This is a genomic window from Enterobacter cloacae complex sp. SHL018, assembly GCF_049237905.1.
Classification (GTDB): domain Bacteria; phylum Pseudomonadota; class Gammaproteobacteria; order Enterobacterales; family Enterobacteriaceae; genus Enterobacter; species Enterobacter hormaechei_C.
This window is the reverse complement of record NZ_JBMKJE010000001.1, coordinates 477,502-504,254: the sequence shown is the minus strand read 5'-3', so window position 1 is coordinate 504,254 and position 26,753 is coordinate 477,502. Positions and strand designations below refer to the sequence as shown.

The following is a 26,753-nucleotide window of genomic DNA, read 5'->3' as shown; positions in this document are numbered from 1 at the left end:
TCCACGCTTTTTTATTGCCCGGGACAAACTTAGCCGCGACGCGCTTTAACCGCATCCGCCAACTGACGCAGGATCGCATCGGTATCGTCCCAGCCAATGCAGGCATCCGTCACGCTCTTACCGTAGACCAGCGGCTCACTGCCCTCCAGGTTCTGGTTGCCTTCCACCAGATGGCTCTCAATCATCACCCCAATCACTGCGCGTTCACCGCTGGCGATTTGCTGACACACATCTGCGCCGACTTCCATCTGCTTTTTAAACTGTTTGCTGGAGTTGGCATGGCTGAAATCGATCATCACCTGCGGTGCCAGACCCGCTTTCTCCAGCCCTGCTTTTACCTCCGCTACGTGTTTAGCACTGTAGTTAGGCTCTTTACCGCCGCGCAGTATGATATGGCAATCGCCATTACCGCTGGTATTCACGATAGCGGAGTGGCCCCACTTGGTCACCGACAGGAAGCAGTGCGGCGCGCCCGCCGCATTAATGGCGTCAATAGCGACTTTAATGGTGCCATCAGTGCCATTTTTGAACCCCACCGGGCATGACAGGCCAGACGCCAGCTCACGGTGAACCTGAGATTCCGTCGTACGCGCGCCAATAGCGCCCCAGCTCATCAGGTCAGCCAGATACTGCGGGGTGATCATATCGAGGAATTCTCCGGCAGCAGGCAGCCCGCTGTCGTTGATCTCCAGCAGCAGCTTACGCGCAATGCGCAGGCCGTCGTTGATCTGGAAACTGTTGTCCATATGCGGATCGTTGATCAACCCTTTCCAGCCCACGGTGGTACGCGGTTTTTCGAAATAAACGCGCATCACGATTTCCAGTTCGCCTTTCAGCTCTTCACGCAGGGCGAGCAGACGGGACGCATACTCTTTGGCCGCAGCAGGATCGTGAATGGAGCACGGCCCAATGACCACCAGAAGACGATCGTCGCTACCTTTCAGGATCTTGTGGATCGCCTTGCGGGCATGAGACACCGTGTTGGCGGCATTTTCGGTGGCGGGGAATTTTTCAAGGAGCGCTACGGGAGGTAATAACTCATTGATCTCTTTAATGCGTAAATCGTCGTTCTGATAATTCATCTTCTTTCCGGCTCTGCCATATCTTTAGTAATGAAAGCAATCCTTTCAATCTAACTTGTCGGCCACGAAGTGTAAACGGGCTTTTACACTTCGCGCAGATAATTCCTGGAATTCGCCTAAAATACACAACAAAATAGCGAAAAATGAGATCTGGCCTAAGCTTTTTACTTGTAACGACTGTTTTTAAATATTTATACGCGATTCCATCCTGACATAAATCAGGAAACTGGGATCTTTCGCCACTGAACAAGATGCACTGTTGGAGAATGTTATCCAGCGTAACGATAAGAACAGGAGCACCATGATGAAAATGACGAAACTGACTACGCTTTTCCTGACGGCAACCCTTACTCTGGCAAGCGGTAGCGTACTGGCTGCTGACGCAGGCTCATCCGGCAGCAACGGCGACGCGAATGCCGCTGCCGAAGCGGGCCAGGTTGCGCCGGATGCAAAACAGAATATTGCGCCAAACAATGTTGATAACAGTAATATCAACACGGGCAATACCAACACCGGCGGGACGAGCACAGGCACGATGAACCATGAGGGTATGACCACCGACGAGGTTCATAAAAACTCTGTGTGTAAAGACGGGAAATGCCCGGACCCGAATGACAAAGTAGGCAGCGATGCCAATACCAAAACGGACGGTACTACCCAGTAACCTTCCGTAAGGTAAAACAGGGAGAGCGAATGCTCTCCTTTTTTATTTAAGCTCTTAAAAACGCTACACTAAAAATAATAATAAATCAGGAACGATACCATGGCGCACTCCCACTCCCATTCCCACTCCACTGGCGATGAAAATGCCAAACGGCTTCTGCTGGCTTTTGGCGTCACTGCCACCTTTATGATAATTGAGGTAACAGGCGGGCTGATATCCGGATCGCTGGCGCTGCTGGCCGATGCCGGGCATATGCTGACCGACGCTGCCGCGCTCCTGTTTGCTCTGCTGGCCGTGCAGTTTGCCCGTCGCCCTCCCAATACTCGCCACACCTTTGGCTGGCTCAGACTGACCACGCTTGCCGCCTTTGTGAATGCGATTGCACTGGTGGTCATTACTCTTCTTATCGTCTGGGAGGCTTTTCAGCGCTTTCGGCATCCACAACCGATAGCCGGGACGACAATGATGGTTATCGCCATTGCCGGGTTGGTCGCCAATATTCTGGCGTTCTGGATATTGCACCGCGGCAGCAGTGAAAAAAATCTGAACGTACGGGCCGCGGCGCTTCATGTGCTGGGCGATCTGCTGGGTTCCGTAGGGGCCATCGTAGCCGCGCTGATCATTATGGGCACGGGCTGGACTCCCATCGACCCGATTCTTTCCGTGCTGGTATCGTGCCTTGTATTACGCAGTGCCTGGCGGCTGTTGAAAGAGAGCGTCAATGAGCTGCTGGAAGGCGCTCCCACGTCGCTGGATATTGGCGAGCTAAAACGCAATCTGTGTCGTTCCATTCCTGAAGTCCGTAACGTTCACCACGTTCACGTCTGGCTGGTGGGTGAGAAACCGCTTATGACGCTGCACGTTCAGGTTATTCCGCCCCACGATCACGATGCGTTGCTTGAACGTATTCGGCACTTCCTTGAGCATCACTACGAAATTGCGCACGCCACCATCCAGATGGAGTATCAGCCATGTAACGGGCCAGACTGTCACCTGAACGAGGCGCAGTCCGGCCACTCACACGCCCATCACCATTAACGGGAAAGCGCGCGCGAGCCACGCTCACGCGCGCTGTTAATCCACATGCGACTGCCGTTCAGGGCAATGACCGTCAGCAGCATGTACTCCAGCGACATGGCATAAACACCCTGGCGGGCAAAAATCACCACGCTAATGACGTTGATAACCACCCACAGCAGCCAGTTCTCAACGTATTTACGGGTCATCAGGATCATTGCGGCAATCGACAACACCATCATGCAGGAATCCCAGAACGGGAAGGCATCCGGCTGAAGCTCAGGCATCGTCACATTTAATCCCAGACCCGACATGACCGAGACCGCCACGCGCGTCAGGAAGGCAAATACCGGATCAATAAAGACGGTCATAAAGCCGATAGCCACCACGCAGGCCGCGAACCAGGCGATGGCTTTTGGCAACGGCAGCCAGCGGATTTGCAGTTCCGCCTCCTGCTGACTGTTTTGCCGAGACCAGGCGTACCAGCCATAGATATTGGCTGCGAAGAAGAACAGCTGTAGAAGCAGGCTGGCGTAGAGCTGGATCTGGAAAAAGATGATCGCAAACAGCGTGACGTTTATCAGCCCGAACGCATAGTTGCTGATCTTCTCAAGGCTGGCCAGCCAGATACAGAGTAAACCGGCCAGCGTACCCACCGCTTCAATCCACGACAGGTCATAGCCGCCCGCACCAATCGGGATATGAACCAGGATGTTCTGTGTGCTAAAAAAATCCATTTTTTCTCCGGGGCGTAATAAGTTAAGTACGTAGTGTAGCCGCAAAATCCAGCATACGGTTAAGTGGAATTAACGCGCCTTCACGCAGAGCGGCATCCACGTGGATCTCATGCGCTTCGCCACCGTTCTCCAGCCCCTCCGCAATCGCTTTGAGCCCATTCATCGCCATCCACGGGCAATGCGCGCAGCTTCGGCAGGTCGCCCCTTCTCCGGCGGTCGGCGCTTCGAGCAACGTTTTTTCCGGCACGGCCTGCTGCATCTTGTAGAAGATACCGCGATCGGTCGCCACAATGAGCTGCTTGTGTGACAGGGTTTTCGCAGCATGAATGAGCTGGCTGGTTGACCCGACGGCATCCGCCATGTCGACGATGGACTGCGGGGATTCCGGGTGCACCAGAATCGCGGCGTCCGGGTATAATCCTCTCATGCGCGTCAGGGCCTGGGTCTTAAACTCGTCGTGAACGATACAGGCGCCCTGCCAGCACAGCACATCCGCACCGGTTTGTTTTTGTACATAGTTTCCCAGGTGACGATCGGGCGCCCAGATGATTTTCTCCCCCAGGCTGTCCAGATGCTCAATCAGCTCAACGGCGATACTAGAGGTCACCACCCAGTCTGCCCGGGCTTTCACCGCCGCAGACGTGTTGGCATAGACCACCACGGTACGATCAGGGTGGGCATCACAGAAGGCGGTGAACTCATCAATCGGGCAACCGAGGTCAAGGGAGCATTCGGCATTCAGCGTCGGCATCAGTATGGTTTTTTCCGGGCTGAGAATTTTTGCCGTTTCGCCCATGAAGCGCACACCTGCAACCAGCAGCGTGGAGGCAGGATGTTTTGCACCGAAACGCGCCATTTCCAGGGAATCTGAGATACAGCCGCCCGTCTCTTCTGCCAGCTGCTGAATTTCCGGGTCGGTGTAGTAATGCGCCACCATCACCGCATCACGCTCTTTAAGCAGGCGCTTGATTTTTTCAAGATAGAACTGTTTTTCATCCCGGCTTAGCGGAGCGGGCTTCGGCGGGAAGGGATAGATTGCGGTTTCGGGATCAAACATCACGCTCATTATGGCTTCTCGTTTTACTGGCTTAACAATATTGCCTTTGTTTTGCATGAGATAACAAAAATGAGGCAATGGTGTTTTGTATACTAAACAAGATAGCGAATTTGAGGGGGAATGTCATCGGGAATTGATGCCGGTAGCATCTGTCGGGTGGCGGCTTCGCCTTACCCGACCTACAAGGCACTGGCGAACGACAGATAGCAAAAAGGCGCCTTTAGGGCGCCTTTCAACACTGGTGGGTCGTGCAGGATTCGAACCTGCGACCAATTGATTAAAAGTCAACTGCTCTACCAACTGAGCTAACGACCCCTTGCGGGATGTACTTCAAATCTATTCAGGCTGGTGGGTCGTGCAGGATTCGAACCTGCGACCAATTGATTAAAAGTCAACTGCTCTACCAACTGAGCTAACGACCCATTCGGGTGTTGCCTGAATTATCACTCGGAACCAATAAAATTGGTGGGTCGTGCAGGATTCGAACCTGCGACCAATTGATTAAAAGTCAACTGCTCTACCAACTGAGCTAACGACCCGAGTGGTGGGTGATGACGGGCTCGAACCGCCGACCCCCTCCGTGTAAAGGAGATGCTCTACCAACTGAGCTAATCACCCACTCTGTACTGCCAGAACTGCTTTAAGTGGTGGGTCGTGCAGGATTCGAACCTGCGACCAATTGATTAAAAGTCAACTGCTCTACCAACTGAGCTAACGACCCACTTTTGCGCTGCTTTCACGTTGTTTGATATCCCGTGGCAACGGCGGCATATATTACTGATTTAAGAATTCTGCGCAACAAAAATTTCGATGAAGATCACTTAACTGCTTAGGAATCATGCTGCACGACCAGAAATGACGCGATTTCTGGTCATGCGATAATCAACCCATCGAACTTAAACGTTTTTGCGCTTGTTTGGCGCCGTCTGTACCCGGGAATTTCGCAACCACCTGCTGATAAACCGCTTTGGCTTTTGCAGTGTCGCCTTTGTCCTGCATGATCACGCCGACTTTATACATCGCATCAGGCGCTTTCGGTGATTTCGGGTAATTTTTCACCACAGAGGCAAAATAAAACGCCGCATCATCCTTTTTACCCTTGTTGTAATTCAACTGACCCAGCCAGTAGTTCGCATTTGGCTGGTAAGTGGAATCAGGGTACTTCTTAACGAAGTTCTGAAACGCAACGATAGCATCGTCCTGGCGCGATTTGTCCTGCACCAGGGCAATGGCCGCGTTGTAGTCCGTATTCGCGTCACCGCTCTGTACAGGCGCACCAGACGACGCGGAGGCATCTGCCGCAGGTGCAGGCGTTGCCGCACCGCTTTGATCGCCTGCTGCTGGCTGTGCTGCTGCTCCGCCGCTGTTAAGGCTATCCATCTGCAACAAAATTTGCTTCTGGCGCTCCACAACCTGATTAAGCTGATACTGACTCTCCTGGATCTGACCACGAAGGGAATCAATATCATTCTGGTTATCGGAAAGCTGCTGCTGGAGTTGAGTTAAAAGCTGGCTGTGAGCGTTAGAAATACGCTCGAGTTGAGTGACCCGGTCTTCTACCGAGCCTGAGCCGACACTACTGATTGGTGCCTGAGCAAAAGCGGCCCAGGGGGCCGCTATTCCAACCAGTAACGACAGACTCATCAGATGATGTCTGAAGTTACTGCTCATGCAATTCTCTTAGTAAACGAGTACGGCACGACGGTTTTTGGAGTAAGCCGCTTCGTCGTGACCCAGTACTGCTGGTTTTTCTTTACCGTAAGAAACGATGGAGATCTGGTCAGCAGAAACGCCTTTACCCTGGAGGTACATTTTAACAGCGTTTGCACGACGTTCACCCAGGGAGATGTTGTACTCCGGAGTACCACGTTCGTCCGCATGACCTTCTACGGTGACTTTGTAAGACGGGTTGCTACGCAGGAAGTTTGCGTGCGCATCCAGCATTGCAGCGAAGTCAGAACGGATGTCGTATTTATCCAGATCGAAGTAAACGATGTTGTTCTGCTGTAACTGCTGCATCTGAAGACGCGCTTGCTCTTCAGAAGACATATTGCCATTGCCGTTAGCGTCCATACCGGTGCCGGCACCCATCATGCCTTCGCCGCTCTGGTCATTGCTTGCATTCTTGTTAGAAGAACACGCTGCGATTGCCATAACAGGCAGAGCGATCATCAGCCCCTTCAGCACTTTGTTCAGTTGCATTTCTAAGATTCCTTTAGTAATCAATTAATTATTATTACAGATACGGCGACCAGGCAGGTGATTTTACCTGTCCATCAGTTGCCGGAAGACGCGCTTTGAAACGCCCATCTGTAGAAACCAGATTCAGCACGGATCCCATCCCCTGAGAAGAGCTGTAGATTACCATGGTGCCGTTAGGTGCCAGACTTGGCGTTTCATCCAGGAACGTTGACGACAGTACTTGTACGCCCCCCGTTACCAGATCTTGTTTGGCAATGTGCTGCTGACCACCCGCAGTACTGACCATTACCATCGTTTTACCATCGGCACTGACGTCAGCATCCTGGTTCTGAGAACCTTCCCAGGTAATACGCTGCGCTGCTCCGCCGTTGATATTCACTTTATAAACTTGTGGACGACCTGCCTGGTCAGACGTAAAGGCCAGATTCTGGCTGTCCGGGAACCAGGTTGGCTCAGTGTTGTTGCTACGACCATCCGTGACCTGACGGATCTGACCAGAACCAATATCCATCACGTACAGGTTCAGGCTACCGGTTTTAGACAGGGCAAACGCCAGTTTGGTACCGTCCGGAGAGAACGCAGGCGCACCGTTGTGACGCGGGAATGACGCAACCTGACGCACAGCACCGTTAGAGAGCGTCTGGATAACCAGCGCGGAACGGCCGCTTTCGAAGGTCACGTACGCCAGCTTAGAGCCGTCCGGAGACCATGCCGGAGACATCAGCGGCTGTGGTGAACGGTGTACGGTGAACTGGTTGTAGCCATCGTAATCAGAGACGCGCAGCTCATAAGGGAACTGGCCGCCGTTGGTCTGTACTACGTACGCGATACGAGTACGGAACGCACCTTTAATACCGGTCAGCTTCTCAAACACTTCGTCACTCGCCGTATGGCCTGCGTAACGCAGCCACTGCTTGTTCACCTTATACGTGTTTTGAGCCAGAACGGTACCCGGCGCACCGCCGGTATCCACCAGCTGATAAGCGACGTTATAGCCGCCGTCTGGCGCAGGAGTAACCTGTCCGACAACCACGGCATCAATACCCAGTGCAGACCATGCAGCAGGTTGAACTTCCTGAGCGGTACCCGGCTGCTGCGGCAGACGAGAACGATCTAAGGGGTTAAATTTACCGCTGTTACGCAGGTCAGCTGCAACAATGCCGCCAATATCTTCAGGCGCAGCGCCCGGGCCTGCCCACTGGAACGGAACGACACCGATTGGACGCGCTGAGTCGTTCCAGTCGGTAATGTCGATGCTTACTGTGGCATGCACTGCTGACGTCAACAGTACTAAAAAACCAAAAGCTAATCGTAATGCCTGCTTCATCATATCTCCCTTATCCGAACAATAAGTCCTGGATAATTTAGCAGAAGGTTAACAAACTCAAATACACAAAACTATCAGAACCCGATAACCGCAGCTCTGCTTACGGCTTAAAGTTCAGCGAAGCGTCTTTGAACACTTCATAGACAGCCTGTGACGGAGGTTTTGGCAGTTTTGCCTGATTCACTGCCACAAGTGCAGCCTGGCATAACGCGTCATCGCCTCCTTCAGACTCAACGCTCAGCACGGTACCATCAGTATGCAGTTTAATATGCAGTCTGCATGTTTTCCCTGTATACAATGATTTATCGTTAAGCCTGCTGGATATAGCCGCAGCAATCTGGTTCTTGTAGTCGTTAATCTCAGCGCCAGAAGCACCGTTGTTCTTAGTGTTACCGCTTCCCGCCGGGGCTGCATTACTCCCTTTTGCCCCACCGCCAGTTTTCGGCGCATTCTTACCAGAACTCAGGTCGCCAATGATATCGTCAGCGGTGGCTGCTTCAGCGGCAGCTTTTTCAGCAGCGGCCTTCCTGGCAGCGGCTTTTTCAGCGGCAGCTTTCTTGTCGGCTGCGGCTTTTTCGGCAGCAGCTTTTTTAGCTGCGGCAGCTTTATCGGCAGCCGCTTTTTTATCAGCCGCAGCTTTTTCAGCGGCAGCCGCTTTTTCAGCCGCAGCCTTCTCGGCAGCAGCCGCTTTCTTCGCAGCATCGGCAGCAGCTTTCTTCTCTGCTTCCTGAGCGGCTTTCTTCGCAGCTTCTGCTTCCGCTTTCTTCTGGGCATCAGCAGCGGCTTTCTTCGCTGCTTCGGCTTCCGCTTTCTTCTGCGCATCAGCAGCCGCTTTCTTCGCCGCGTCTGCGGCTAACTTAGCCTGAGCATCTGCCTGCGCCTTCGCGTCTGCTGCGGCTTTGGCTGCCGCCTCTTCCGCCTGCTTCTGCTGTTCCTGAGCTTTCTTCGCTGCGGCTTCAGCCTGTTTCTGCTGCTCCGCCTGCTCTTTAGCGGCTTCCTGCGCCTGCAAACGCTCTTTCTCAAGCTGCTTCAGACGTTCCTGCTCGGCGGCCTGCTTTTCACGCAGCTCTTCCGCCTGCTGTTGCGCCTGTTTTTCACGCTGTTCTTCCGCGCGTTTTGCGCTCGCCTGCTGCTGTTGCTGGCGATTATAGTTCTGCACTACCGCACCGGGATCCACCATGACGGCGTCGATGGACGAGCCCCCACCGCCGCCTGATGCATCAAGGTGCTCATCGAACGAACTCCAGATCAGCGCTGCAAAAAGAATTACGTGCAGCACTGCGGAGACGATTATCGCTCGCTTAAGCTTGTCGTTCTGTTCGGTTGCCTTTGACACTATCGGTTCCCAAAAACTACGCAGATGATCAAATAGGCTGAGTCATTAAGCCAACTGACTTAACGCCCGCGCTATGTAGCAAGTTCAGCGCTTTGATAATTTCATCATATGGTACGTCTTTCGCACCACCGATTAAGAAGACCGTCTTCGGATTTGACTCCAGGCGTCGTTGCGCTTCAGCAATAACCTGCTCTGGCGGAAGCTGATCCATACGATCTTTCTCTACCACCACGCTGTACTGCCCTACGCCGGAAACCTCAATGATGACCGGAGGATCGTCATTGGTGCTTACCGCCTGTGATTCTGTCGCATCCGGCAGATCAACTTCCACGCTCTGGGTGATGATGGGCGCCGTCGCCATAAAGATCAGCAGCAGCACCAGCAGCACGTCCAGTAACGGAACGATATTGATTTCGGACTTGAGCTCGCGACGACCTCGTCCACGCGATCTGGCCATGGTTTACCCCTTGTTGCTCTCGGTGCTGGTAAACGCCTGACGATGCAGAATCGCGGTGAACTCTTCCATAAAGTTGTCGTAGTTCAGTTCCAGTTTGTTCACGCGCTGGTTCAGACGGTTGTACGCCATTACCGCCGGAATTGCGGCGAACAGACCGATTGCGGTCGCGATCAGTGCTTCTGCGATACCCGGCGCAACCATCTGCAACGTTGCCTGCTTCACCGCCCCAAGGGCGATAAAGGCGTGCATGATCCCCCACACCGTACCAAACAGGCCGATATACGGGCTGATGGAGCCAACGGTTCCGAGGAAAGGAATATGCGTTTCAAGATTTTCCAGTTCGCGGTTCATGGAGATGCGCATCGCACGCGACGCCCCTTCTACCACGGCTTCCGGCGCATGGCTGTTAGCGCGATGTAAGCGAGCGAACTCTTTGAAACCGCTGTAGAAAATTTGTTCGGAGCCTGAAAGGTTATCACGGCGTCCCTGGCTTTCCTGGTACAGACGCGAAAGCTCAATACCCGACCAGAACTTATCTTCAAACGCTTCGGCTTCGCGGCCAGCGGCATTGAGGATACGCGTTCTCTGGATGATGATGGCCCAGGATGCGATTGAAAAACCAATCAAAATCAACATGATAAGTTTAACCAGAAGGCTTGCCTTCAGGAACAAATCAAGGATATTCATGTCAGTCACTGCTTAAACTCCGCGACAATAGACTTAGGAAGCGCACGAGGCTTCATTATGGTTGGATCAACACAGACAATCAGGACTTCAGCTGAGTTCAGTACCGTGTTCTCTGCATTGACTATCCGCTGCGTGAAAACCAGTGAAGTTCCGCGCATTGATGTAATTTCTGTTTGGACTTCGAGCATATCGTCGAGTCTGGCAGGCGCAAAATACTCAAGCGTCATCTTGCGTACCACGAAGGCAACTCGCTCAGCCAACAGCACCTGTTGACTAAAGTGATGATGGCGCAGCATCTCTGTGCGTGCCCGTTCATAAAAAGCAACGTAGCTGGCGTGGTAGACCACACCACCGGCATCGGTATCTTCGTAATAGACACGTACCGGCCATCGAAACAGCGTTGTATTCACTTTACATCCCGGTAATACAAGAAAAGTTGGAGCTTTCAAACTTCGCTACTATACGCGCGGGAATGATGGTTTGGAATGGGAGAAAGTAAACGGAGAGTAAATTTTTATGGGCCAGGGTAAGCCCATAACGTTAACGGACATTTCTTATTCAGAAGAAGAAGAAAATCAAACCGGCGAGGAGAACCAGATCGGCAATCAGTGGGCAGAAGATGCCCTGCCAGTGTAGCGCTTTCGGACGAAAGCCGACACCGTGAATCACGCCTGCGCACACCGCCCACATAATCAGGAAGCCGTGCCAGATTTCAAGCTCGCTGGTTTTCGCCGCGAAGCGCGACGGGTCCCAGAAGATACAGCCTGCCAGCAGTAATGCCATAATGAGGGAAAGCGCCCTTAAGGGGCGCTTATCCATTACCGCATATAACGTTGCGATAATATTCATTAGTGCTTTTCTTCACCTGCTTTGGTCGCTTCTACATGCTCAAGCGCCAGGGCAGTGATGACACCAAACGCACAGGCAAGAAGCGTCCCTAAAATCCATGCGAAATACCACATATTCAGCTCCTTACTTAGTACATAGAGTGGGTGTTGCTTTCGATATGTTCTTTAGTGATACGACCGAACATTTTCCAGTAACACCAGATGGTGTAAGCCAGAACAATCGGAACGAACACGCAAGCCACATAGGTCATTAAGTTCAGCGTCATATGGCTGGACGTTGCATCCCACATGGTCAGGCTGGCATTCATCATGGTGCTGGATGGCATCACGAACGGGAACATCGCAATACCGGCCGTCAGGATGATGCACGCCAGCGTCAGGGAAGAAAATACGAACGCCAGAGCGCCTTTCTCCAGACGAGACGTCAGCACGGTCAGCAGTGGCAGCAGCACACCCAGAGCCGGGATAGCCCACAGCACAGGGGTAGTGTTGAAGTTCACCAGCCATGCACCGGCCTGACGCGCCACCTCTTTGGTCAGCGGGTTAGACGGTGCAGCGTGGTTGATCGCGGAGGTCACCACGTATCCATCAATACCATACACCACCCACACGCCTGCCAGCGCGAAGCAGACCAGCGTCACCAGCGCCGCCACCTGAGCGGTAGCGCGGGAACGCAGGTGCAGTTCACCTACGGTACGCATCTGGAGATAGGTTGCGCCCTGGGTGATGATCATCGCCACGCTCACCACGCCCGCCAGCAGACCAAACGGATTCAGCAGCTGGAAGAAGTTACCGGTGTAGAACAGACGCATATATTCGTCGACGTGGAACGGTACGCCCTGCAACAGGTTACCGAACGCCACACCAATGACCAGCGGTGGAACGAAGCTACCGATGAAGATGCCCCAGTCCCACATGTTACGCCAGCGGGTGTCTTCAATCTTGGAACGGTAGTCGAAACCCACCGGACGGAAGAATAAAGAAGCCAGCACCAGAATCATCGCCACATAGAAGCCGGAGAACGCAGCCGCGTAGACCATCGGCCAGGCAGCGAACAGCGCGCCACCTGCGGTGATCAGCCACACCTGGTTACCGTCCCAGTGCGGGGCGATGGAGTTGATCATGATTCGACGCTCGGTGTCATTACGACCGAGGAAACGGGTGAGCATGCCCACGCCCATGTCGAAACCATCGGTGACCGCAAAACCAATCAGCAGAACACCGATCAGCAGCCACCAGATAAAACGCAATACTTCATAATCGATCATTTGATGACTCCTGTCTTAGCGTGCCGGCTGAGTAGTCGCAACAGACTGCTCGTAGTGGTAGCGACCGGTTTTCAGGCTGCTTGGGCCAAGGCGCGCGAACTTGAACATCAGGAACAGTTCAGCCACCAGGAACAGGGTGTACAGACCGCAAATGAGCAACATGGAGAAGATCAGGTCGCCTGCGGTCAGGGAGGAGTTCGCTACCGCTGTTGGCAGCACCTCACCGATCGCCCACGGCTGACGGCCATATTCCGCAACAAACCAGCCGGACTCGATAGCAATCCATGGCAGTGGGATACCGTACAGCGCGGTGCGCAGCAGCCATTTTTTCTCACCGATACGGTTACGAATGACTGACCAGAACGAGGCCGCGATGATCAGCAGCATGATAATGCCGCAACCCACCATGATGCGGAACGCGAAGTACAGCGGCGCAACGCGTGGAATAGAGTCTTTGGTTGCCATCTGAATCTGCGCTTCCGTCGCGTCGGAGACGTTCGGGGTATAGCGTTTCAGCAGCAGACCGTAACCGAGGTCTTTCTTCACGTCGTTAAATTGATCGCGAACGGCCTGGTCGGTAGAGCCGGCGCGCAGCTGTTCCAGCAGCGAGTAGGCTTTCATCCCGTTACGGATACGCTCTTCATGCTGCACCATCAGATCTTTCAGGCCAGTCACCTGTTTGTCGACGGAGCGCGTGGCGATAATACCCAGAGCGTAAGGAATTTGAATGGCGAAGCGGTTTTCCTGCGCTTCCTGGTCAGGCACACCGAACAGGGTAAACGCTGCCGGTGCCGGCTGGGTTTCCCATTCAGCTTCAATTGCGGCGAGTTTGGTTTTCTGCACGTCGCCCATTTCATAACCGGATTCATCACCCAGAACAATAACGGACAGAATCGCGGCCATACCGAAGCTTGCTGCGATAGCAAAAGAACGCTTGGCAAAGGCGAAGTCGCGGCCGCGCAGCATATAGTAGGAGCTGATGCCCAGCACGAACATCGCGCCGCACACATAGCCAGACGCCACGGTGTGAACGAATTTAACCTGAGCAACCGGGTTCAGGACCAGCTCAGCGAAGCTGACCATCTCCATACGCATGGTTTCGAAGTTGAAATCAGATGCGATTGGGTTTTGCATCCAGCCGTTCGCCACCAGGATCCACAGTGCGGACAAGTTGGAGCCTAATGCCACCAGCCAGGTTACCGCCATATGCTGGACTTTACCCAGACGGTCCCAACCGAAGAAGAACAGACCTACAAAGGTGGATTCGAGGAAGAAGGCCATCAGACCTTCAATGGCCAGCGGCGCACCGAAAATATCCCCCACATAATGGGAATAGTAAGACCAGTTTGTCCCGAACTGGAACTCCATGGTCAGACCGGTTGCCACGCCCAGCGCAAAGTTGATACCAAACAACTTGCCCCAGAACTTGGTCATATCTTTATAAATCTGTTTGCCGGAGAGGACGTAAACCGTTTCCATGATGGCCAGCAGGAACGCCATACCGAGCGTCAGCGGCACAAACAGGAAGTGGTACATCGCGGTCAAGGCAAACTGTAAGCGCGACAGTTCGACTACGTCTAACATTATGACTCCTTGCTCATCGCATGAAGACTCCGAGAGTGAACCCCGTTAGATAAGGATCCACACGCATGCCCCAATACAAAGTTATCTGCTTCCCTTCTTCGTTGCTTATTCTCTTCAGGAGGAAAAAGCAATGATGAAAGGTTACAAATACGTTAAGAAAAAACCAAATTGATCCCGTAAATATAATACGCTGCAAAACCCTTACAATAAACAGGTTTTTATTCGAACAGATTTACGTTTTTCGACGGCGATCAATTTATAGCAAAATTACCACTTTTCGGCCATTTTGATCGGGAACAATTTAACGCCTTTCGGAGCCTTTTTCCAAGTATTAAACATTGATTTAAATCAAAAACAGTCAGAGCTGTTAATGATGTTTCTTTGTGGTGCGGATAGTAAAAACCTTGTTAACAATATGTATATTTAAAGGCGTTATTGGTTATAAAAGCCAGAAGATAATATAAACAGTTGTGATTTTTATTAACGCGCAAGAAAAAACGCATTTTGCCGGAAGATAAACATATAATGTTATCTGCTTCACAGTATTTTTCTTTCGCTTTGCTACCCGCCGAAGCGATTACATTTCATTCACCTTTAATAATCTTAAAATTAACACCCTTTCGTGACTATTTGATGAAATAAAGGCCGCATTCCTGCGGCCTTTATTTTGTTCGGAGGATTACCTTTCAATTTTTATGCTAAAGGTGCGTGACTGGCATGGCCGGAACGACCCCGTAATGGCTGAACCCTCCTCCCCTTGCGCCTTGCGCACCTCATTCATGTCCGTTTCGCAACAGGCCTGGACCTCACGGTTCACAGACAAAGCCACGTCACCGGAGCGGGTCTCCGCAGGGTTGTACAGACGAAGAATCATCTCGTCACGATCCTCCGCTTTTTTCAGCGCACTGAGTACGCATCCGTTAGGCGCCAGCGTTAACAGGCTATAGCTACAAGGGGTGGTGAAAGAGGCGCGGTTAAGCTTCATCGCATCCCACGGGATTTTGTTATAGCAGTGCACTGGCGTTAACCACGACTTCGCCTGCTGCGCAACGCCAGCACTGACGGGCGTACCATTAAAACTGAACAGGCTAAAGCGACAGGTTAACTGGCCCCGCATCTGCGAATCAGGCACCGGCATTTTGATCCCGGACGGTCTGCCGGGGCGCAGCAGTAAATCTTCCTTCCCAAGCACCCCCACGCCGCGAAGCAACGTCAGGGCAAACGTTTTTTGACGCTCGCCAGTCACTTCAAATTCGCGCAACCCTTCGGTAAACAGCGCCATCCCGTTACGCCGTTCCTGGAGCACAGCGTAGTTAAGCAGATTCCACACCGGCAGCGGCGCTTCCTTCCAGCCCTCCTCCTGCCAGTTCGCCATCGCTTCATCCTGTACAGGACGCGTCAGCGAACCGAACTGGGTATCGGCTAACACCGTGTCTGTGGTAAATGGCGTCGGGATCAGCACCCGCACACGGTGGTCATCCGCGTGATTTCCGAGACGCGCCTCAACGTCGATACGTCGGCTGTTATGGCTGAGCGTGACCGTGAGTTCTGCCTCAAGCGTTCCCGTCTGCTGACGCGCAGAACGTTCAGCGAGATCCGCTGGCACCGCCATGCGATGGCGGATCACCGCCCTGCTCTGCCAGGCCTCGTGGATCACCTCAACCTCATGCTCGCCCTGAGCGGAAGTGAGTCTCCACTCTTCCCGTGAAGGCGAGTAGTCGTACTCATCGCCATCATCCGAGCTCTCTTCTATTTCCAGCGCGCGGTCATAGATAAGCCCGGACGCTTTATCGAGCAGACGCAGGGTGCCGTCGTCGTTTAACGTTATTTCCCAGAAAGCATTTTCCAGCAACGCCTCCGACGATTTTTCTGCCGCCAGCAGCTTGCCGGCCACGTGCGGCTCGATATAGAGCGTGCGGTAACCCATTGATGGCAGGATCTGATTGAGCTGGATATCAAACTCCATAAAGGGATCGTAGTTGCCGTAATGCACAATTTGCCGGTCAATCAAGCCGGGGTCGATTTCACGCGCGCTGCGCAGGCAGTAAGGGATTTCATTCCCCCTATCGTCCAGCAGGCGGAACTGGCTGGCGCGCAGACGTATCGTGGTGTTAATCACTTCCTCACGCGGCCAGGGCGTGAGGTTAAACATCACCAGTTTGTCTTCCTCGCTCTGCGGCATGTTGTCGACAATCTTGCGCATATAGAAGCATGTCAGGTTATCGGCCATGTCTTCCGCCAGCTCGAAGCGTGACATCACCTCACGATGCACTTTGTCACTACAGCAGCAGCCGATACTGTCGTGGGCGTGATTCTTGAGGATCTCTTTCCACATTTTTTCCAGCAAGCCGTGGTGATACTCAAAGCCCAGCGTCCAGGCAAGCGTGGCCAGCGGCTCAAGGACGTTGACGATTTTATTCTCTATCCGGGCGTGGGCGATTTTGATATCCATCCGCGTGGAGCCTATCGTCCGGTGCACTCGCATATATTTACCGTCAATAAACTCCCCTTTCAGCGTCGCCAGTTCATCGCGGTGCGCGTCAATGTGGTCAAACACCTCCTCGAAGCGGCTCATCACAAACTGACGCTGCGGATAGATTTCGCGCAGCTTATCCATCACCGCAAAGATGTTCTGCTGGAGCGGCATCTGATCATGGCCGTTAGGCAGTAAAATTTCTTTCGTCACGGAGGCTTTTTCCAGCACCTCGAAGTACGTGTCGAGCCGTTTGCGCAGCCCGGCCTCATCCTCCGGTAAGTACTTACCAATCGCGTAGCCCAGCGGCAGCACCTGTGCCGTCACTTCGCTGCCGTCCTGGCTTTGCCAGAGAAATTCGGTTTTATCGGTACCGTGCCGCTCGGAACACCCGCGCCAGAACATGGTGCGCGTGATGCCAAAACCGTTGTAAATGTGCGGCAGCTGGGAAGACATGCCGAAGGAGTCCGGCAGATAGCCAATTTTCATCGGCTCGCCAAAGGCCAGACAGTCGCGAATACCGTACATCAGATTTCGGACAATCGACTCGCCGGAGACAAGGGTGGTGTCCGTCTGGGTATACCACGGCCCGATAATCAGCTTCCCGGCCGCCACCAGCGCCTTCACGCGTGGCCTGTTTTCCGGTTTCACGGCAAAATAATCTTCCAGCACCGCCGTCTGGCCGTCGAGAACGTAGTATTTATACTCTGCGTCCTGCTCAAGACGGGTGAGGATCTCTTCCATATTATTGACCAGAAGAATACGTGACGCTTCGGTGGTGAAGTACCACTCCCGGTCCCAGTGCATATGTGGCGTGATATGAACGCGAGATACAGCTTTCATCTTCGTTTCCTGTCAGTGCGTGTTTACGATGGTATGTCTTCAGTCACGTAGGTGCCGCTCTTCACGGCCTGGCGTCGCCAGAGCAGTAAAATGAGCGTAGAGATTGCGGCGCCAGCCAGCGCGGCGCCAAACCAGCCGACAGCGGCCATCACGCCGCCCAGCCCGGCATCATGCAGTAAGAAGAGCGAGAAAATGCCCGCGCCGGGGGTGGATAGCCCAATCCCCATCGCCCCGACAATCGCTCCGGTCACCATTGACCCCAGAACAAATGAGCCAATGACCCGCAACGGATCCTCGATAGCCATCGGAATTGCCCCTTCGGTGATGCCCGCCAGCCCCAGCAGCCAGGTGGACTTGCCGGTTTCAATTTCGAACTGTTTGAACAGGTTCGGAGCCAGCATCGTTGATGCCGTCACGGTAAAGGCCGATACCATTTTGACGGAGGCAAAAATCGCATAAGGCCCGTATACGCCATTGGCCATCGCTCCCAGACAGAACGCGTAAGAGGCTTTGTTGACCGGACCGCCCAGATCGAACGAGCACATAAAGCCCAGGATCGCCCCCAGCAGCAGCGCATTCGCGCCGGACAGACCGTTAAGCCAGGCGGTCAGGGCATTATTGATCCAGGCCACCGGTTCGCCGATCACAAACAGCATCAGGCTGCCTGCGCCCAGCACGCCAATCACCGGATAGAGATAAAAGGTCAGAAAGCCGTTGTAGCGGCTACTCAGCCGGATGTGGTTTTTCACCCAGCGCATCAGGTAGCCCGCAATCAGCCCGCCGACGATGGCCCCGAGAAAACCAGAGCCGATCATATTGGCGGCAAGACCCGCCGCAAAGCCCGGCGTTAGCGCAGGTTTATCCGCCAGCGAGTAAGCGGTATAGGCCGCCAGAACAGGCACCATCAGAATACCGAGCATCCCGCCGCCCAGTTTGCGGTACATCCACAGCCACGAATTTTCCTGATCGAACAGATGCTGCAAGCCCAGGATTTGCGCCAGCAGTACCGACACCGCCAGCACCGTACCGCCGGCGACAATCAGCGGTACCGCAAAGGAGATACCGCTGAGCAGCGCCTGCTTGAGTTCGGTTTTAACGCACTTTTTCGCGTCCGTGTCGACGTGCGCAGGACGCGCATCGGATACAGGCTGTAGCGCCAGCGCACGCTCAATGAGCGCTTCCGCATGGCGTAAGGGTTCCGCGACGGGCACGGAAATGGCGGGCATCCCCTGAAAACGCTCACGCTCTTTGATCGCCACTTCCGCCGCGAAGATACACGCTTTTGCCTCCTGCAACTGCTGCGCGGTGATGCGCCCCTCAATACCATTTGCCCCCTGCTTTTCGACCACCACATTGACGCCGAGCTTACGTCCCGCTTTTTCGAGATACTCCGCTGCCATGTAGGTATGGGCGATCCCGGCCGGACAGGCGGTAACGCAGACGATCGTCGGGGCATTCTCCGCAACGGCGGTTTCTTGTGTGTCAGGCGCTGTTTCCAGCGCCGCAAGCACCGCTTCCGCGCTGGTCGCCGTCATCACGCGCGCCCTGAGCTCGTCATCCGCCAGGCGAGACGTCAGTTCCGTCAGGACCTGAATATGCGTTGATCCCGCTTGTGCGGGAGGAATGGCGAGCAGAAAAATCAGCTCGACCTCCTCCGGTCCGTCCACACCTTCCCAGGCCAGCGGCTCACGCAGTGTGGCCACGGCAAAAGCCGCTTCGTTTACCGCCACTGATTTACCATGAGGTACGGCCAGCCCCTCGCCCAGCGCCGTCGGGCCAAGCGATTCCCGATGGAAAACGTCTGCCAGAAACGTATCGGCGTTGGCTATTTTGCCCAACGCCACCAGCCGCGTCGCAAGCTGACGGATTGCCTCATCACGGCTGGTAAACTGCGCCTGCACGCAGACAGCACGGGGGTCGGTCAGAGTCGTCAGGTTCATAAGATCCTCACCTATCCAAAGTTATTGTCTGGGCAGGATTGTGGCAGACCGGATAATACATTTATGTGATCATTTTCACTAACACTGATATTTGTATCTTATTTGTATTATTTACAAATTTACCACTGAAGGCATAATTCCCTGAAAACGTATTAAAAAGGCGCGACACAATGGGCAATAAACCGATGTACCGGCAGATCGCCGATGCGTTCCGCGAGAAAATTAATGCCGGTGAGTTAAAACCTGGCGACGCGCTGCCGACGGAATCCAGCCTTCAGGAGGCGTTTAGCGTCAGCCGGGTCACCGTGCGGCAGGCTTTGAAGCTGCTCGCCGACGAGCAGATCATCGAAAGTATTCAGGGCAGCGGCTCGTATGTAAAAGAGGAGCGGGTGAATTACGATATTTATCAGCTCACCGGTTTTTACGAAAAGTTAGCGGATCGCAACGTCGATACGCACAGCGACGTCAGCGTCTTCGAAGTGGTGAAAGCCGATGAGCGGCTCGCGGCAAAACTTGCGCTCAATCCGGATGATAAGGTCTGGCACGTCAAGCGCGTACGCTTCATCAGGGAAAAGCCGGTGAATCTGGAAGAGACATGGATGCCGCTGGCGATGTTCCCCGACCTCACCTGGGAAGTGATGGAACAGTCGAAATACCATTACATTGAGCAGATCAAAAAGATGGTGATCGATCGCAGCGAGCAGGAGCTGGTGCCAGTCATGCCATCGGATGAGGCGATTGCCGCCCTGGCGCTCGATCCGGCAAAACCGATTCTGGAAAAAGTCTCTCGTGGCTTTCTGAAAGACGGCCGGGTATTTGAATACAGTCGCAACGTGTTTAACACCGACGACTATAAATTCACTCTGGTGGCTAAACGCAGGCAATAAAAAAAGGCCGCTTTACAGCGGCCAACCATGTCGAAACGGACATTTTTTTATACTTCAACGCGCCCCATTCGGGGAGCAGAGAGGACTTACTTAATGATGGATTTCAGTGCTTCACCGATATCCGCCAGGCTGCGAACGGTTTTCACGCCTGCGGCTTCCAGTGCTGCGAATTTCTCATCAGCCGTACCTTTACCGCCTGCGATAATCGCGCCCGCGTGACCCATACGTTTGCCTTTCGGCGCGGTCACACCCGCGATGTAACCCACCACCGGCTTGGTCACATGATCTTTGATGTAAGCAGCCGCTTCTTCTTCCGCGCTACCACCGATCTCACCGATCATCACGATCGCTTCGGTCTGTGGATCTTCCTGGAACAGCTTCAGGATGTCGATGAAGTTAGAGCCCGGGATCGGGTCACCGCCGATGCCCACGCAGGTGGACTGGCCGAAACCGTAGTCGGTGGTCTGCTTAACCGCTTCATAGGTCAGGGTACCGGAACGGGACACGATACCCACTTTGCCTGGGCGATGAATGTGGCCCGGCATGATGCCGATTTTGCATTCGCCTGGAGTGATAACGCCTGGGCAGTTCGGGCCGATCATGCGCACGCCTGCTTCGTCCAGCTTCACCTTCACGGTCAGCATATCCAGCGTCGGGATGCCTTCGGTGATGGTGATGATCAGCTTAATGCCTGCGTCGATCGCTTCCAGAATAGAGTCTTTGCAGAACGGCGCCGGTACGTAGATCACGGTCGCGGTTGCGCCCGTCGCTTCTACCGCTTCACGCACGGTGTTGAACACCGGCAGGCCCAGGTGGGTGGTGCCGCCTTTACCTGGCGTTACGCCGCCAACCATCTGCGTACCGTAGGCAATCGCCTGTTCGGAGTGGAAAGTCCCCTGGCTACCGGTGAAGCCCTGGCAGATAACCTTGGTATCTTTATTAATTAAAACGGACATTATTTCCCCTCCACTGCGGCAACAACCTGCTGAGCTGCATCCGTCAGACTTTTCGCTGCAATAATATTGAGGCCGCTGTCAGCCAGTTTTTTCGCGCCGAGTTCAGCGTTGTTCCCTTCCAGACGTACAACAACCGGAACGTTAACGCCCACTTCTTCTACCGCGCCGATGATACCGTCGGCGATCAGGTCGCAACGTACGATACCGCCGAAGATGTTCACCAGAACCGCTTTCACGTTGCTGTCAGAGAGAATGATTTTGAACGCTTCGGTTACGCGCTCTTTGGTTGCGCCACCGCCCACGTCGAGGAAGTTCGCTGGCTCACCGCCGTGCAGCTTAACGATGTCCATGGTGCCCATTGCCAGGCCCGCACCGTTAACCATGCAGCCGATGTTGCCATCCAGCGCCACGTAGTTCAGTTCCCACTGTGCAGCCTGCGCTTCACGCGGATCTTCCTGAGACTGGTCGCGCATTTCGCGCAGATCGGACTGGCGGAACAGCGCGTTGCCGTCAGCGCCCAGCTTGCCGTCGAGGCAGATCAGGTCGCCCTGGGTGGTGATCACCAGCGGGTTGATCTCGATCAGCGCCAGATCGCGCTCCAGGAAGATGGTCGCCAGACCCATGAAGATCTTGGTGAACTGCTGAACCAGCTTGCCTTCCAGACCCAGTTTGAACGCCAGCTCACGACCCTGGTAAGGCATTGGGCCCGCCAGCGGATCGATAGCCACTTTGTGGATCAGGTGCGGGGTCTCTTCCGCCACTTTTTCGATTTCCACGCCGCCTTCGGTAGACGCCATGAACACCACGCGACGGGAGCTACGGTCTACGACTGCGCCGAGGTACAGTTCTTTCGCGATGTCGGTTGCCGCTTCAACCAGGATCTGGTTAACCGGCTGGCCGTTCGCATCTGTCTGGTAGGTTACCAGACGCTTGCCGAGCCAATGTTCAGCAAACGCACGGATCTCTTCTTTGCTCTTAACAACCTTCACACCGCCCGCTTTACCACGGCCACCAGCGTGAACCTGACATTTAACTACCCACGGGCCGGAACCGATTTTAGACGCGGCTTCTTCTGCTTCACGCGGGGTAGTACAGGCATAACCCACCGGAGCCGGTAAGCCATACCGGGCAAACAGCTGTTTGGCCTGATATTCATGTAAGTTCATGTGTTCTATCCATCCTTCAGGTAATCGTTAGGTAGTGCTTTGTAGGCCCGGCAAGCAACGCGCCGCCGGGCAAGACTGCAAAAACTAGACGTCCAGCAGCAGACGCGTTGGATCTTCCAGCAGCTCTTTAATGGCAACCAGGAAGCCTACGGACTCGCGGCCGTCGATCAGGCGGTGATCGTAAGAGAGCGCCAGGTACATCATCGGCAGGATCTCCACTTTACCGTCTACCGCCATTGGACGATCTTTAATGGCGTGCATACCCAGGATCGCGCTCTGCGGCGGGTTGATGATCGGGGTAGACATCAGCGAGCCGAACACACCACCGTTGGTAATGGTGAAGTTACCGCCGGTCAGATCCTCAACGGTCAGCTTGCCGTCGCGGCCTTTCACGGCCAGCTCTTTGATTTTCTTCTCAATGTCAGCCATACCCAGGGTGTCTACGTCACGCAGAACTGGGGTAACCAGGCCGCGTGGGGTAGAAACCGCCATGCTGACGTCGAAGTAGTTGTGGTAAACCACGTCATCGCCATCGATAGACGCGTTCACTTCCGGGTAGCGTTTCAGCGCTTCAACTACCGCTTTCACGTAGAAGGACATGAAACCCAGACGGATACCGTGACGTTTTTCAAACGCGTCACCGTACTGCTTGCGCAGATCCATGATTGGCTTCATGTTGACTTCGTTAAAGGTGGTCAGCATCGCGGTGGAGTTTTTCGCTTCCAGCAGACGCTCGGCCACGCGCTTACGCAGGCGGGTCATCGGCACGCGTTTTTCGCTACGTGCGCCCAGAGCTGGCTGTGCCGCTGGTGCTGCCGCAGGGGCTTTCGCTTCCGCTTTCGCCTCAGAAGGCGCTTTTGCCAGATGCTTGTCGATGTCTTCGCGCGTCAGACGGCCACCCACGCCGGTGCCTTTGATGGCTGCCGGATCGAGGCTGTGCTCAGCCAGCAGGCGACGGATCGCCGGGCTGAGCGCGTCATTGGTCTGATCGGACAGAGACGCCTGCTGGCGCTGGGCCGGGGTAGACGCTTTTTCTTCAGATTTGGCGCTGGACTCTTTGCCCGCGCTATTGCCTTCACGCAGGCGACCCAGGATCTGGCGAGAAGTGACGGTCGTACCTTCATCTTCCAGGACTGCATCCAGAATGCCATCCGCTGAAGCCGGTACTTCCAGTACCACTTTGTCAGTTTCGATTTCTACCAGCACTTCGTCACGGGTTACCGCGTCGCCTGGTTTTTTGTGCCAGGTGGCGACGGTTGCATCTGCTACGGACTCAGGCAGGTCGGGAACAAGAATATCTACGCTACTCATTATGTATCCTTTAATTAATCGACGTTCAGCGCGTCATTGACCAGATCTTGTTGCTGCTTCTGGTGAACGGACATATACCCTACCGCCGGAGAGGCGGAGGCCGGGCGACCTGCATAACGCAGGGCAGACCCAAATGGAATCACTTCACGGAAATGATGCTGGCTGCAATACCATGCGCCCTGGTTGAGCGGCTCTTCCTGGCACCAGACAAAATCATGAACGTGAGCGTACTGTTTCAGCACTTCCTGCATCGCCTGATGCGGGAACGGATAAAGCTGTTCGATACGCACGATGGCGACATCTTTCTGATCGTTCTTACGGCGCTGTTCCAGCAGGTCGTAATAAACCTTACCAGAACACATTACGACACGCTTAACGGCCTGCGGATCCAGCTCGTCAATTTCACCGATGGCCGGCAGGAAGGTGCCGTTTGCCAGCTCTTCCAGGCTGGAGACCGCCAGTGGATGGCGCAGCAGGGATTTTGGTGACATGACTACCAGCGGACGGCGCATACCGCGCAGCGCCTGACGACGCAGCATGTGGTAAACCTGAGCCGGAGTGGACGGCACGCAAACCTGCATATTCTGCTCGGCGCAGAGTTGCAGATAACGCTCCAGACGCGCGGAGGAGTGCTCCGGACCTTGTCCTTCATAGCCGTGCGGCAGCAGCATCACCAGACCGCACATACGGCCCCACTTCTGCTCACCGGAGGAGATGAACTGGTCGATGACGACCTGCGCACCGTTGGCGAAGTCACCGAACTGCGCTTCCCAGATGGTCAGAGTGCGGGGTTCTGCGGTGGCGTAGCCGTATTCGAAGGCCAGAACTGCTTCTTCTGACAGCACGGAGTCCCAGACCTTGAACTGGCCCTGACCGTTATGCACGTGCTGAAGCGGAGTGTACGTTGAACCGTTAGACTGGTTGTGCACAACCGCATGACGGTGGAAGAAGGTGCCACGACCCGCATCTTCACCGGACAGACGAACCGGAATACCTTCGTCAACCAGCGTCGCATAGGCCAGCGTTTCCGCGCCGCCCCAGTCGAACAGCTTCTCACCCGCCGCCATTGCCTGGCGATCGCCATAGATCTTGGCCACGCGGGACTGCATCTCGATCGCTTCCGGCACGGTGCTGATGCGTTTAGCCAGTTCCTGCAAACGCTTCATCTCAACCTTGTTCGGGTAGCTCTCGTCCCACTCGTGGTTGAGATACGGCGACCAGGTAAAGGAGTGCATGTTCATTGGGCGCAGCTCTTTCACTACGCATTCACCCGCATCCAGCGCGTCGCGATAAAGATTGACCATCTCGGTCGCATCTTCCAGCGTCGCCACTTTTTCGCTTTCCAGCTTGTCAGCGTAGATTTTACGCGGCGTCGGGTGTTTTTTGATTTTCTGGTACATCAGCGGCTGGGTTGCACTTGGCTCATCCGCTTCGTTGTGGCCGTGACGGCGGTAGCAGAAGAGGTCAATGAACACGTCGCGCTTGAAGGTGTTACGGAAGTCCAGCGCCAGACGGGTAACGAAAGCAACGGCTTCAGGGTCATCCGCGTTAACGTGGAAGATGGGTGCCTGAACCATTTTACCGATGTCGGTGCAGTACGGGGTGGAACGCGCATCCAGCGGGTTAGAGGTGGTGAAGCCCACCTGGTTGTTGATTACGATGCGAACGGTACCGCCCACTTCATAACCACGCGCTTTCGACATGTTCAGGGTTTCCTGAACCACGCCCTGCCCTGTGACCGCCGCATCACCGTGAATGGTGATTGGCAGCACTTTATTGCTGCTCGGCTCGTCCAGACGATCCAGACGCGCACGCACGGAACCGATAACCACCGGGCTGACGATTTCCAGGTGCGACGGGTTAAACGCCAGCGCCAGGTGAACCTGACCGCCCTCGGTTTCGATATCTGACGAGAAGCCCATGTGGTACTTCACGTCACCGGTGCCGAGGTGCTCTTTATGTTTACCCGCAAATTCGTCGAACAGATCCTGCGGCTTTTTACCCAGCACGTTAACCAGCACGTTCAGGCGACCACGGTGCGCCATGCCCAGCACCACTTCGCGCGTGCCGCTCTTACCGGCATGACGAATCAGCTCTTTCAGCATCGGGACTAACGCATCGCCGCCCTCCAGTGAGAAGCGTTTTGCGCCAGGGAATTTCGCGCCCAGATAGCGCTCAAGGCCTTCCGCTGCGGTCAGTTCGCTGAGGAAACGTTTTTTCTCTTCTGCTGAGAAATTCGCGTGGCCTGCCACGGATTCGATACGCTGCTGGATCCAGCGTTTCTCTTCGGTGGAGGTAATGTGCATATATTCCGCGCCGATGGAGCCGCAGTAGGTTTGCTTGAGCGCGTCAATCAGATCGCCCAGCTTCATCGTGTCTTTGCCGATGGCAAAGGAACCTACGTTAAAGCTTTCCTGGAAATCGGCCTCGGTCAGATCGTGATAAGCCGGATCAAGATCCGCTACACGTTCCTGCTGCCACAGTCCCAGCGGATCGAGATTCGCATGCTGGTGACCACGGAAGCGATAAGCGTTGATAAGTTGCAGGACTTTAACCTGCTTCGCATTGGTGTCAGGGTCGGAAATCGCAGAAGAGTAACGTGAGGCATCCTTCGCCAGACGACGGAAATAATCACGTGTTTTTGAATGGAATTGATCCGGTTTGACCCCTGTACCAGGCAACTGCTGGAACATGGAACGCCAGTTTGCGTCCACTGAGTCAGGATCGGTTAAGAAGTCTTCATAGAGCTGTTCTATCCAGCTCTGGTTTGAACCAGAGAGGTAAGAAGAGTCCAGCCAGGCTTTCATTGCGCCGTTCTGCATCGTGATCCCTTAAGCATTTTTATGCTTACTTTCGCCGTAGAAACTACCACGCACACCACGTGTACGTGCCGGGGTTCACCTGCGAGCTC

At 54.4% G+C, this 26,753-nt stretch carries 23 protein-coding genes and 5 tRNA genes; 3 read left to right on the top strand and 25 right to left on the bottom strand.

What is annotated here, in order from left to right; genetic code table 11:
- Positions 1–29: 29 nt before the first annotated feature.
- Entirely contained in the window at positions 30–1,082 is a 1,053-nt protein-coding gene (gene aroG / locus ACOTY5_RS02550; protein ID WP_003858564.1) for a 3-deoxy-7-phosphoheptulonate synthase AroG, read from the bottom strand.
- A gap of 304 nt (positions 1,083–1,386) precedes the next feature.
- Between aroG and ACOTY5_RS02545 the strand changes: the two genes are divergently transcribed.
- Together ACOTY5_RS02545 and zitB are read left to right on the top strand one after the other, a co-directional pair.
- Positions 1,387–1,746, top strand: a complete 360-nt coding sequence (locus ACOTY5_RS02545) for a protein YbgS (protein ID WP_017384957.1) — start codon at positions 1,387–1,389, stop codon at positions 1,744–1,746.
- 99 nt (positions 1,747–1,845) lie between these two features.
- A complete protein-coding gene (gene zitB / locus ACOTY5_RS02540) occupies positions 1,846–2,784 on the top strand; it encodes a CDF family zinc transporter ZitB (RefSeq protein ID WP_015571102.1) in 939 nt (312 codons plus the stop codon).
- Here zitB and pnuC read toward each other — a convergent pair.
- The 20 genes from pnuC to mngA all read right to left on the bottom strand — a co-directional run bounded on the left by pnuC (position 2,781) and on the right by mngA (position 19,522).
- The gene (gene pnuC, locus ACOTY5_RS02535; protein WP_023296141.1) at positions 2,781–3,500 is read right to left on the bottom strand and encodes a nicotinamide riboside transporter PnuC; all 720 of its coding nucleotides are present in this window, start codon (positions 3,498–3,500) and stop codon (positions 2,781–2,783) included. The two genes, zitB and pnuC, sit on opposite strands and share 4 nt — an antisense overlap.
- Before the next feature lie 22 nt (positions 3,501–3,522).
- A complete protein-coding gene (gene nadA, locus ACOTY5_RS02530) occupies positions 3,523–4,566 on the bottom strand; it encodes a quinolinate synthase NadA (RefSeq protein WP_015571104.1) in 1,044 nt (347 codons plus the stop codon).
- 230 nt (positions 4,567–4,796) lie between these two features.
- Positions 4,797–4,872: transfer RNA gene (locus ACOTY5_RS02525), tRNA-Lys, on the bottom strand.
- 31 nt (positions 4,873–4,903) lie between these two features.
- A tRNA-Lys gene (locus ACOTY5_RS02520) sits at positions 4,904–4,979 on the bottom strand.
- Between the two features lie 41 nt (positions 4,980–5,020).
- A tRNA-Lys gene (locus ACOTY5_RS02515) sits at positions 5,021–5,096 on the bottom strand.
- A 3-nt stretch (positions 5,097–5,099) separates the two neighbouring features.
- Positions 5,100–5,175 (bottom strand) — tRNA-Val (locus ACOTY5_RS02510).
- 27 nt (positions 5,176–5,202) lie between these two features.
- Positions 5,203–5,278 (bottom strand) — tRNA-Lys (locus ACOTY5_RS02505).
- A 161-nt stretch (positions 5,279–5,439) separates the two neighbouring features.
- Positions 5,440–6,228, bottom strand: a complete 789-nt coding sequence (gene cpoB / locus ACOTY5_RS02500) for a cell division protein CpoB (protein WP_003858574.1) — start codon at positions 6,226–6,228, stop codon at positions 5,440–5,442.
- A 9-nt stretch (positions 6,229–6,237) separates the two neighbouring features.
- Entirely contained in the window at positions 6,238–6,759 is a 522-nt protein-coding gene (gene pal / locus ACOTY5_RS02495; protein WP_003858578.1) for a peptidoglycan-associated lipoprotein Pal, read from the bottom strand.
- A gap of 34 nt (positions 6,760–6,793) precedes the next feature.
- Entirely contained in the window at positions 6,794–8,086 is a 1,293-nt protein-coding gene (gene tolB / locus ACOTY5_RS02490; protein ID WP_017384962.1) for a Tol-Pal system beta propeller repeat protein TolB, read from the bottom strand.
- Positions 8,087–8,186: 100 nt separating this feature from the next.
- A complete protein-coding gene (tolA, locus tag ACOTY5_RS02485) occupies positions 8,187–9,422 on the bottom strand; it encodes a cell envelope integrity protein TolA (protein ID WP_045142387.1) in 1,236 nt (411 codons plus the stop codon).
- Between the two features lie 28 nt (positions 9,423–9,450).
- On the bottom strand, positions 9,451–9,879 hold the full coding sequence (gene tolR, locus ACOTY5_RS02480) for a colicin uptake protein TolR (protein ID WP_003858589.1): 429 nt from the start codon (positions 9,877–9,879) through the stop codon (positions 9,451–9,453).
- Between the two features lie 3 nt (positions 9,880–9,882).
- Complete coding sequence (tolQ, locus tag ACOTY5_RS02475; RefSeq protein ID WP_003858590.1) at positions 9,883–10,575, bottom strand: Tol-Pal system protein TolQ; 693 nt, start codon at positions 10,573–10,575, stop codon at positions 9,883–9,885.
- Complete coding sequence (gene ybgC, locus ACOTY5_RS02470) at positions 10,572–10,976, bottom strand: tol-pal system-associated acyl-CoA thioesterase (protein WP_003858593.1); 405 nt, start codon at positions 10,974–10,976, stop codon at positions 10,572–10,574. Before ybgC ends, tolQ begins: the two co-directional genes overlap by 4 nt.
- Before the next feature lie 148 nt (positions 10,977–11,124).
- Entirely contained in the window at positions 11,125–11,415 is a 291-nt protein-coding gene (gene ybgE / locus ACOTY5_RS02465; RefSeq protein WP_003858596.1) for a cyd operon protein YbgE, read from the bottom strand.
- On the bottom strand, positions 11,415–11,528 hold the full coding sequence (gene cydX, locus ACOTY5_RS02460) for a cytochrome bd-I oxidase subunit CydX (protein ID WP_003858598.1): 114 nt from the start codon (positions 11,526–11,528) through the stop codon (positions 11,415–11,417). Before cydX ends, ybgE begins: the two co-directional genes overlap by 1 nt.
- Before the next feature lie 14 nt (positions 11,529–11,542).
- Complete coding sequence (cydB, locus tag ACOTY5_RS02455; protein WP_015571108.1) at positions 11,543–12,682, bottom strand: cytochrome d ubiquinol oxidase subunit II; 1,140 nt, start codon at positions 12,680–12,682, stop codon at positions 11,543–11,545.
- Between the two features lie 15 nt (positions 12,683–12,697).
- Positions 12,698–14,266: a cytochrome ubiquinol oxidase subunit I gene (gene cydA / locus ACOTY5_RS02450; protein WP_003858601.1), complete on the bottom strand. Its 1,569-nt coding sequence runs from the start codon at positions 14,264–14,266 to the stop codon at positions 12,698–12,700.
- 679 nt (positions 14,267–14,945) lie between these two features.
- Complete coding sequence (gene mngB, locus ACOTY5_RS02445; protein WP_017694135.1) at positions 14,946–17,582, bottom strand: mannosylglycerate hydrolase; 2,637 nt, start codon at positions 17,580–17,582, stop codon at positions 14,946–14,948.
- A gap of 23 nt (positions 17,583–17,605) precedes the next feature.
- Positions 17,606–19,522 (bottom strand): PTS 2-O-a-mannosyl-D-glycerate transporter subunit IIABC, encoded by a 1,917-nt coding sequence (mngA, locus tag ACOTY5_RS02440; protein WP_023303308.1) that lies wholly within the window; start codon positions 19,520–19,522, stop codon positions 17,606–17,608.
- Positions 19,523–19,692: 170 nt separating this feature from the next.
- Between mngA and ACOTY5_RS02435 the strand changes: the two genes are divergently transcribed.
- Complete coding sequence (locus ACOTY5_RS02435; RefSeq protein WP_017384967.1) at positions 19,693–20,409, top strand: GntR family transcriptional regulator; 717 nt, start codon at positions 19,693–19,695, stop codon at positions 20,407–20,409.
- An 86-nt stretch (positions 20,410–20,495) separates the two neighbouring features.
- On the opposite strand, the gene sucD is transcribed toward ACOTY5_RS02435, so the two are convergent.
- From sucD to sucA, 4 genes are all read right to left on the bottom strand, one after another.
- On the bottom strand, positions 20,496–21,365 hold the full coding sequence (sucD, locus tag ACOTY5_RS02430) for a succinate--CoA ligase subunit alpha (RefSeq protein ID WP_003858609.1): 870 nt from the start codon (positions 21,363–21,365) through the stop codon (positions 20,496–20,498).
- Complete coding sequence (gene sucC, locus ACOTY5_RS02425) at positions 21,365–22,531, bottom strand: ADP-forming succinate--CoA ligase subunit beta (protein WP_017384968.1); 1,167 nt, start codon at positions 22,529–22,531, stop codon at positions 21,365–21,367. The genes sucD and sucC overlap by 1 nt, the downstream gene beginning before the upstream one ends.
- Positions 22,532–22,615: 84 nt before the next feature.
- Positions 22,616–23,842 (bottom strand): 2-oxoglutarate dehydrogenase complex dihydrolipoyllysine-residue succinyltransferase, encoded by a 1,227-nt coding sequence (gene odhB / locus ACOTY5_RS02420; RefSeq protein ID WP_003858613.1) that lies wholly within the window; start codon positions 23,840–23,842, stop codon positions 22,616–22,618.
- A gap of 14 nt (positions 23,843–23,856) precedes the next feature.
- A complete protein-coding gene (gene sucA / locus ACOTY5_RS02415) occupies positions 23,857–26,664 on the bottom strand; it encodes a 2-oxoglutarate dehydrogenase E1 component (protein ID WP_003858615.1) in 2,808 nt (935 codons plus the stop codon).
- Between the last annotated feature and the right edge of the window lie 89 nt (positions 26,665–26,753).

Bases quoted from the DNA above. Each gene is read 5' to 3' on its own strand.
- aroG (WP_003858564.1), bottom strand. From the start codon at position 1,082: ATGAATTATCAGAACGACGATTTACGCATTAAAGAGATCAATGAGTTA.
- ACOTY5_RS02545 (WP_017384957.1), top strand. From the start codon at position 1,387: ATGAAAATGACGAAACTGACTACGCTTTTCCTGACGGCAACCCTTACT.
- zitB (WP_015571102.1), top strand. From the start codon at position 1,846: ATGGCGCACTCCCACTCCCATTCCCACTCCACTGGCGATGAAAATGCC.
- pnuC (WP_023296141.1), bottom strand. From the start codon at position 3,500: ATGGATTTTTTTAGCACACAGAACATCCTGGTTCATATCCCGATTGGT.
- nadA (WP_015571104.1), bottom strand. From the start codon at position 4,566: ATGAGCGTGATGTTTGATCCCGAAACCGCAATCTATCCCTTCCCGCCG.
- cpoB (WP_003858574.1), bottom strand. From the start codon at position 6,228: ATGAGCAGTAACTTCAGACATCATCTGATGAGTCTGTCGTTACTGGTT.
- pal (WP_003858578.1), bottom strand. From the start codon at position 6,759: ATGCAACTGAACAAAGTGCTGAAGGGGCTGATGATCGCTCTGCCTGTT.
- tolB (WP_017384962.1), bottom strand. From the start codon at position 8,086: ATGAAGCAGGCATTACGATTAGCTTTTGGTTTTTTAGTACTGTTGACG.
- tolR (WP_003858589.1), bottom strand. From the start codon at position 9,879: ATGGCCAGATCGCGTGGACGAGGTCGTCGCGAGCTCAAGTCCGAAATC.
- ybgE (WP_003858596.1), bottom strand. From the start codon at position 11,415: ATGAATATTATCGCAACGTTATATGCGGTAATGGATAAGCGCCCCTTA.
- cydX (WP_003858598.1), bottom strand. From the start codon at position 11,528: ATGTGGTATTTCGCATGGATTTTAGGGACGCTTCTTGCCTGTGCGTTT.
- cydB (WP_015571108.1), bottom strand. From the start codon at position 12,682: ATGATCGATTATGAAGTATTGCGTTTTATCTGGTGGCTGCTGATCGGT.
- cydA (WP_003858601.1), bottom strand. From the start codon at position 14,266: ATGTTAGACGTAGTCGAACTGTCGCGCTTACAGTTTGCCTTGACCGCG.
- mngB (WP_017694135.1), bottom strand. From the start codon at position 17,582: ATGAAAGCTGTATCTCGCGTTCATATCACGCCACATATGCACTGGGAC.
- mngA (WP_023303308.1), bottom strand. From the start codon at position 19,522: ATGAACCTGACGACTCTGACCGACCCCCGTGCTGTCTGCGTGCAGGCG.
- ACOTY5_RS02435 (WP_017384967.1), top strand. From the start codon at position 19,693: ATGGGCAATAAACCGATGTACCGGCAGATCGCCGATGCGTTCCGCGAG.
- sucD (WP_003858609.1), bottom strand. From the start codon at position 21,365: ATGTCCGTTTTAATTAATAAAGATACCAAGGTTATCTGCCAGGGCTTC.
- sucC (WP_017384968.1), bottom strand. From the start codon at position 22,531: ATGAACTTACATGAATATCAGGCCAAACAGCTGTTTGCCCGGTATGGC.
- odhB (WP_003858613.1), bottom strand. From the start codon at position 23,842: ATGAGTAGCGTAGATATTCTTGTTCCCGACCTGCCTGAGTCCGTAGCA.
- sucA (WP_003858615.1), bottom strand. From the start codon at position 26,664: ATGCAGAACGGCGCAATGAAAGCCTGGCTGGACTCTTCTTACCTCTCT.